General features: G+C 56.2%; 5 protein-coding genes. 3 read left to right on the top strand and 2 right to left on the bottom strand.

Annotated elements, in window-relative coordinates; genetic code table 11:
- The coding region (locus CW742_RS05570; protein WP_292417630.1) for an agmatine/peptidylarginine deiminase at positions 1–826 on the top strand (826 nt) is incomplete at its 5' end.
- A gap of 146 nt (positions 827–972) precedes the next feature.
- Here the strand turns inward: CW742_RS05570 and CW742_RS05565 are convergent.
- Entirely contained in the window at positions 973–1941 is a 969-nt protein-coding gene (locus CW742_RS05565; RefSeq protein ID WP_292417628.1) for a cation diffusion facilitator family transporter, read from the bottom strand.
- 180 nt (positions 1942–2121) lie between these two features.
- Between CW742_RS05565 and CW742_RS05560 the strand changes: the two genes are divergently transcribed.
- Positions 2122–2721: a hypothetical protein gene (locus CW742_RS05560; protein WP_292417626.1), complete on the top strand. Its 600-nt coding sequence runs from the start codon at positions 2122–2124 to the stop codon at positions 2719–2721.
- Positions 2722–2775: 54 nt separating this feature from the next.
- On the opposite strand, the gene CW742_RS05555 is transcribed toward CW742_RS05560, so the two are convergent.
- Complete coding sequence (locus CW742_RS05555; protein WP_292417623.1) at positions 2776–4905, bottom strand: SpoIIE family protein phosphatase; 2130 nt, start codon at positions 4903–4905, stop codon at positions 2776–2778.
- A gap of 414 nt (positions 4906–5319) precedes the next feature.
- Here CW742_RS05555 and CW742_RS05550 point away from each other — a divergent pair, with 414 nt between their 5' ends.
- Positions 5320–5868: a hypothetical protein gene (locus tag CW742_RS05550; protein WP_292417620.1), complete on the top strand. Its 549-nt coding sequence runs from the start codon at positions 5320–5322 to the stop codon at positions 5866–5868.
- The last annotated feature ends 212 nt before the right edge of the window (positions 5869–6080 follow it).

The raw sequence follows: 6080 nt of genomic DNA, 5'->3' as shown, positions 1-6080 counted from the left end.
GTTAAAGGAGATGGGCATTGATTTTGACCGGGTAACGCTCCATACCACCGGGTACTCGGACGTCTGGATCCGCGATTACGGTCCGACCTTTGTCGTCAGCCGTGCCCTGAAGAAACTCGCCATGGTCCGGTGGGAATTCAATGCCTGGGGCGGCAAGTACGAGGACCAGTTCCAGGATGGAAAAATCCCGCTTCACATGAACCGCCGGCTCAGCCTGCCGCTGTTTGAACCGGGGATTGTCATGGAAGGAGGATCGTTTGACACCAATGGTAGGGGAACACTCCTCACCACCCGGGCATGCCTCCTCAATCCCAACCGCAATCCCTCGCTTTCCGAAAGGGAGATCGAAGGCATGCTCTCTCAGTATCTCGGGGCAGAGAAGGTCATCTGGCTCAACAAGGGGATTGAAGGGGACGACACTGATGGGCATATCGATGATATTGCCCGGTTTGTCGGGCTTTCGACCGTTGTCTGCGCTTATGAGACGGACACAACCGATGTGAACTATGCGCCGCTTCACGAAAATTATGAGATCCTCTTACGGTCAACCACAGAGAACGGCACGCCTCTCACGGTCATCCGTCTGCCAATGCCGGGGCGGGTGGAGGATGCAGAAGGGCAGCGCTATCCCGCAAGTTACACGAACTTCTATATTGGCAACAGTGTCGTTATCGTGCCGGTCTTCAATGATCCGCAGGATGCCGTTGCGCTGGACATCCTGCGAACAATCTTCCCGGACCGGACAGTGATCGGGATTTTAGCCCGTGCCATGGTCGAAGGATTTGGCACCTTCCATTGTGCCACCCAGCAGCAGCCCCGGATTTAGAGCCGGGATTCTGGAACCGCCGGCTTTGGGTATTCCGGCAGCAGAGTAAGGACCTTGTGACTGCACGGGCCTGTGTTCTCTCACCGCACAGTGTGAGCGCCCGGTGTGCAGTCCCGGTGTGGTTCTTTTAAAAAAAAAGGGGATGATCAGGATCCTGGATCCGGGGGAGCTGCCGGGCCGGCTTGCATGCTGTTCTGGACCGGGTGGTCAGTTGGAACAATACTCACCGAGCTCTTCGGGATGTTACGCTCCAGGGATTCCCGAATCCGGTTAATGCTTGCCTGGACCTCGGACATCGTTTTGTTCCCGTCGAATTCAAGGAAGATCTCGATATAGACATTAGTACCGGACCTCCGTGAACGGACCCCGTGGAGCGCGGTGTAATCGTCGAAGAATTCCGCAAGGTGGCAGACAATGACCATCTGGAGGTTCTCGTCCAGCGTTTTGTCGAGAAGGTCGGGGAGCGATGTTGAGATAACCCGGTAACCCGACGTGAGGAGAAAGCCGGCAATGATGAAGGACGCGAGCGGATCGATGTAGAGGGACCAGTGGTAGTGTGAGAAGGCAAGTGTTGCGATCAGAGCGCAGAGGACCGAGAAATCCGAGAAGGCCTTGGTCCGGAAGAGCCTCCACTGTGAATCAATAATGGGCGACGGGGATACCTGGTATAGCCGGTAGTTCTTCCTCCAGAGCCAGCTGTTCATGCAGACGCCGATGACCATGAGCACGATACCGAGGTACGCCCCTTCAACCACCAGTTCCTCGGGGATGATGAGCCGGTGGACTGCAGTGAAGAAGACAAGGATGAGGGAGACGAACATGACCCCGCCCGTGATGATGGACGTGGTGGTCTCGAATTTACCCAGTCCGTAATCATAGGAACCTGCGCCGCCCCGCGAAATCTTGCGGAGGGTCAGCCAGGCAAAGAAGGTGGCGATTATCTCGTTTGCACACTTCAGTGCATCGGCAAGAAGAACGATGGAACCGGAGAGGATCGCGGCAGCCACATCGGGAATCCAGAGAATGAAGTCAACGATCAGGCTCGTCCGGACCGTCTTCAGTTTTTCGGCAAGGGACGCCCCGCCGGTCGGATCGTCTGCGCATCCGTGCGTCATAGTACTGCTGGATCACTATGCGGTTAACGGGCATAAAGCAATTCCCCGTCAGTCCTTCCGCAGTTTATGCATCCTGTCGCACGGGATGTTTTTTAAAAAGAAATGACACATAGTACTTGCTTCAACCGGTCTTCATTGCCGGACCTCTGCCCCATTCACCCGACTCGAGCAGGAACACCCATGGACACTCCCTCTGCCGATTTCCTCAAGGACCAGCTTACCCTGTTCAGGCAGTCGGTCCGCGAGACTGCCCGGAATATCTCTGCACCATCTGATCCCTGCTCCTGGCATGCGGGAGCCCCGTTTACTGAGAAATGCAGGGTACGGGATCTGCTGGTTTCTTCCCCCCTTTCAATGGCTGAAAAGACCGCTCTTGTAGAAGAATTCCACCGTGTCGCAGAGGAACTCGATGTTTTGCTCGTCAGGTACGGGCAGGTGTATCGCGACCTCCTGCTCGTGGAACTGGAAAATCAGGTCCACGCTTACCATGCGGAGACATGCCTATCCAGTTACTGGTGTGACAACGAGTGCGCCCGTTCCGGCAGGGGGCGACGGGAGTTGATCGAAGAACTCCTCGTGCAGCTCAGGGACCATTACCCGCTCTCATCCCTGGAAATGCTCGTTGCCACGATTGATGACAATGCCGCCCGGGATGAGGTGGTAATGACGGATAAAGTTTCATCAGAAGAGTTCCCTTCATATGGACTTGTGATGCAATGCAACCATGGCAACGATAAATACCTTTGTGGCGGGGCGAGGCCTTCTGCACGTCATGTCTGATCCCGGCCTCCTGTGAACAGTGCCCCCTCATCTACCGGATGAAGGGCTGCATGGTTACCTGACTTTCACGAGGATGAAGGTGATGTCGTCAGACTGGGGTGCAGACCCTGCAAATAACCTGATATCCTCAATGAGGGCCTCGCCGATCTCCCGGGCCGGGAGGTTGCGGTTCCTGGTTATGACGTCCATCATTCTTTCCTCGCTGTAATACTCGTCACGTTCATTGAACGCCTCCGTTACGCCATCCGTGTACATTATGATGAGGTCCCCGTGCCGGAGCGGGAGTGTCCAGGGCTTTGCCCGGGTGTCGTCAATTACCCCGAGCGCAATCCCCTTGCCTTCGAACATCTGCCCAAGCGGCGGGTCGCCCCGGATCAGCAGCGGGGGGTTGTGACCGGCGTTTACGTAGGAGAGCGTCATCGTGCGAGGATCGAGTACTGCATAGAAGACCGTGATGAACATGCTTGACCTGCCCTCGTCATAGATCAGCCTGTTTGCCTGGTCAATCGCTTCTGCGGGCTCCATGGTCCCTGTCCCGCAGGTATGGATCTGGGTCCGGCACAGGGCCATGTACAGGGCGGCACTCACACCCTTGCCCGAGACGTCAGCGATGACAAAGCCCATGCTGCCGTTTTTCTGGGGTATGAAGTCATAGAGATCTCCCCCGATCTCCATTGCCGGGATTGTTGTTGCAGCAATCTCGAAGCCCGGGATTTCCGGTATTGTCTCAGGAAGGAATGTCTGCTGGATTTCCCGTGCGATCTCCATCTCGCTTGCATAGCGCTCCTTCTCGGCTGTGGTGCGCTGAAGATCGTCAATGGTATGGCGGAGATCCGCGGCCATGTGGTTGAAGGAATCTGCAAGCTCCTCGAACTCATCCCCTGTCCTGAGCTCCACGCGGTATGCAAGGTCACCTTTCCCGATGGCCTGCGTTGCCTGCCGCAGGGTATCGACAGGACGGGTAATTGCTTTGGACAGGGCCACGGAGAGGGCGATGACGACGATGAGGAGAAGGCCGGAGAGCAGGGAGAAGATGAGCTTCACGTGATCCGACTGTTCGGCAATCAACGCCTCGGTTTCCCGGCTCGATGTTGTAATGCCGGCACGGGTCTGGTCGATAGGGGCGGTCACCTCGCTCACCGGCAGGCACACGGCAACACTCCAGTTCTGGGATGGGATCGGGGCATAGGCAACGAAGGTATCAACACCGTTGAACTGCACCCTTTCGACTCCGGTCCTGCCCTCTGTCATGTTTTTCCCGGCAGCCCTGAGTGCCGGATCCTGGGTCGCGAACACGTTGTCCTGCGGGAATGGCTGATCCCAGCGGTGATCGACGGCAGCAAGCTGCGGCCGGCTGATGATATCGCCGCTGTTATCAATGAGGACAGCATAGCCCCGTCCCCCAAGCGTGTTGTTCAGGAACTCCCGGTTGATCACATCCACCCGCACATCGCTCCCGATAACCCATGCCCCGTAGGGCGTAGTAATGGCTTTTGACGAGGTAACCACCAGCCCGTGGCCGAATGAGTCCACGTAGGGCTTGGACCAGTAAACGCCGTTTGTGCCCTTTGCCCCGGTGAACCAGGCACGGGTGCGGGGATCATAGGTTTCCACTTCCGTGTTCTCCCACGGATACGAGCGCAGGATGCCGGAATCGGTTGCAAGAAAAACTGAGACAAGGTCCGAATCGGTGACGTACATGCCTTGTAAGAGGTCGTCCATGCCTGCGGATTTACTGAACTCCTCCGAATCCGTGGTTACTGTACTCCCCGGGCTGAAAAGGAACAGTGTTGCGTCGCGGGGATCTGCCGGGGGAGTATCCCGACCGGAGGAGCGAATCACCGGCAGGAGTGGGGGATTTCCCTGCAGGGTGATTGCCTGCACGGAGAGGAGGTTGAGTTCCGTCTCGGTATCGTTGAAGAGCGTCCCGGCGATTGCTGCCTGGTCGGATGCTGCCTGGAGGAGATACTGCTCAGCGGACTGTTGCAGGGCTGCCGTGGCCATATCTACTGCCTGCTCTCCCTGCCGGAAACTGCCGGACTCTGCCGTCTTTGCAAGGCTGCCGATGGTGAAGAGCGCCACGTATCCCATGACGATGAGCGTGATGAGGGAGAGTGCCAAAAATAAGGCCAGGATCTTTGTCCTGACGCTGCAGTGTGGCAGGGGGAACCGGGAAGACGACATGGGGAATCACGGAAGTTTTGGGGGTGGTATCCGAAAGAGCCGGCTTGTTATTCTCTTCTCCCCCGGAAGATGCCCCGCAGGACCAGCTGGCGGCCGGAGGAATGCTTTTACATCCATTGCGCCGGTGATGCTAATAAACGTGAGGCAGGGAAACGACGTCCGTTGCAGGCACTCTTGAGAAAAACCCTGTATTCGCCGATAACGCGCCGTCGGGCCATACCGGTATCTTTATTTTGTTTTCCGGTCATTGAAAGACGTATGAATGAGTCACCGGTTTTTTTCCGATTTGCTTTCGCAGCCCTTGCCGTTCTCCTCGTTATCATGCCGGTATCGGCATGGACATTTTCCGGCTGGACCGGCCCTTCTGAGGGAGCGGAACTCCAGCCGGGCAGTAAGGTGAGTGCAGGATATTCCATGAGTTTTAGTTCATTCGATACCGGAAAGACCTTTGCGTCAGATAATTCCCTTGTCATGTACACCGATCTTGCGGATCCGCACTGGGTGGTCGTAAAGACCGAAGAAGTGAACGACGAGCCGCTGACCACGCGGCTTGCCGACAGGCAGTCCGCCCAAGTGCGGCTTGACGGGTGGGACCTGAGTTTTTCAAAAAAGCAGTTCACCGTTGATGTTGCCCTGACCGGTACCGTGCCTGATTTCGACCAGACCGGGGAAATTATTGTGCTCCGGCTGCAGGAGCTGGATCCCGCAGCAAAGACCGTGTACGGGAAACTGGTGAAGAAGACTGCGATGGTCGTGGTTCCTGCCCCTGAACCTACCGCTGTCACCACACCGGAGCCCGAAGTGGTTGTGCTGGAGATCACCCCGGTACCAACAGAGAGTTCAGTTACGAAAGCCACCCCGGTAAAAAAACAGACCTATGCACCCGGGCCGGACCCCCTGCTGGTATGCACCATGCTGGCCGGTGGCATTGTCATTGCCGGGTTCTTCCGTCACCGGCACTAATTGTTATATTAAATCTCCCCTGCCCCCGTGATGGAAACCCGTCCCCCATTTTCCCTATTTCTTCCCTGCATCAGCCTTGCAACTTGGGGTGAAGAGAATTGCGACCTCCTATTAGCGTGAAAGTCCTAACGGGGCTGCATATTCACCTATTTTTACGATTATTATAATTAAAATAAAGAATTTGTGATTATTGAAAAAAACATACCTTTATA

This window comes from Methanoregula sp. (assembly GCF_002835825.1).
Lineage (GTDB): Archaea > Halobacteriota > Methanomicrobia > Methanomicrobiales > Methanospirillaceae > Methanoregula.
This window is presented reverse-complemented; position numbering and strand designations above follow the sequence as displayed.

Coding starts and splice junctions, on each gene's coding strand:
- CW742_RS05560 (WP_292417626.1), top strand. CDS start 2,122: ATGGACACTCCCTCTGCCGATTTCCTCAAGGACCAGCTTACCCTGTTC.
- CW742_RS05565 (WP_292417628.1), bottom strand. CDS start 1,941: ATGACGCACGGATGCGCAGACGATCCGACCGGCGGGGCGTCCCTTGCC.
- CW742_RS05555 (WP_292417623.1), bottom strand. CDS start 4,905: ATGTCGTCTTCCCGGTTCCCCCTGCCACACTGCAGCGTCAGGACAAAG.
- CW742_RS05550 (WP_292417620.1), top strand. CDS start 5,320: ATGAGTTTTAGTTCATTCGATACCGGAAAGACCTTTGCGTCAGATAAT.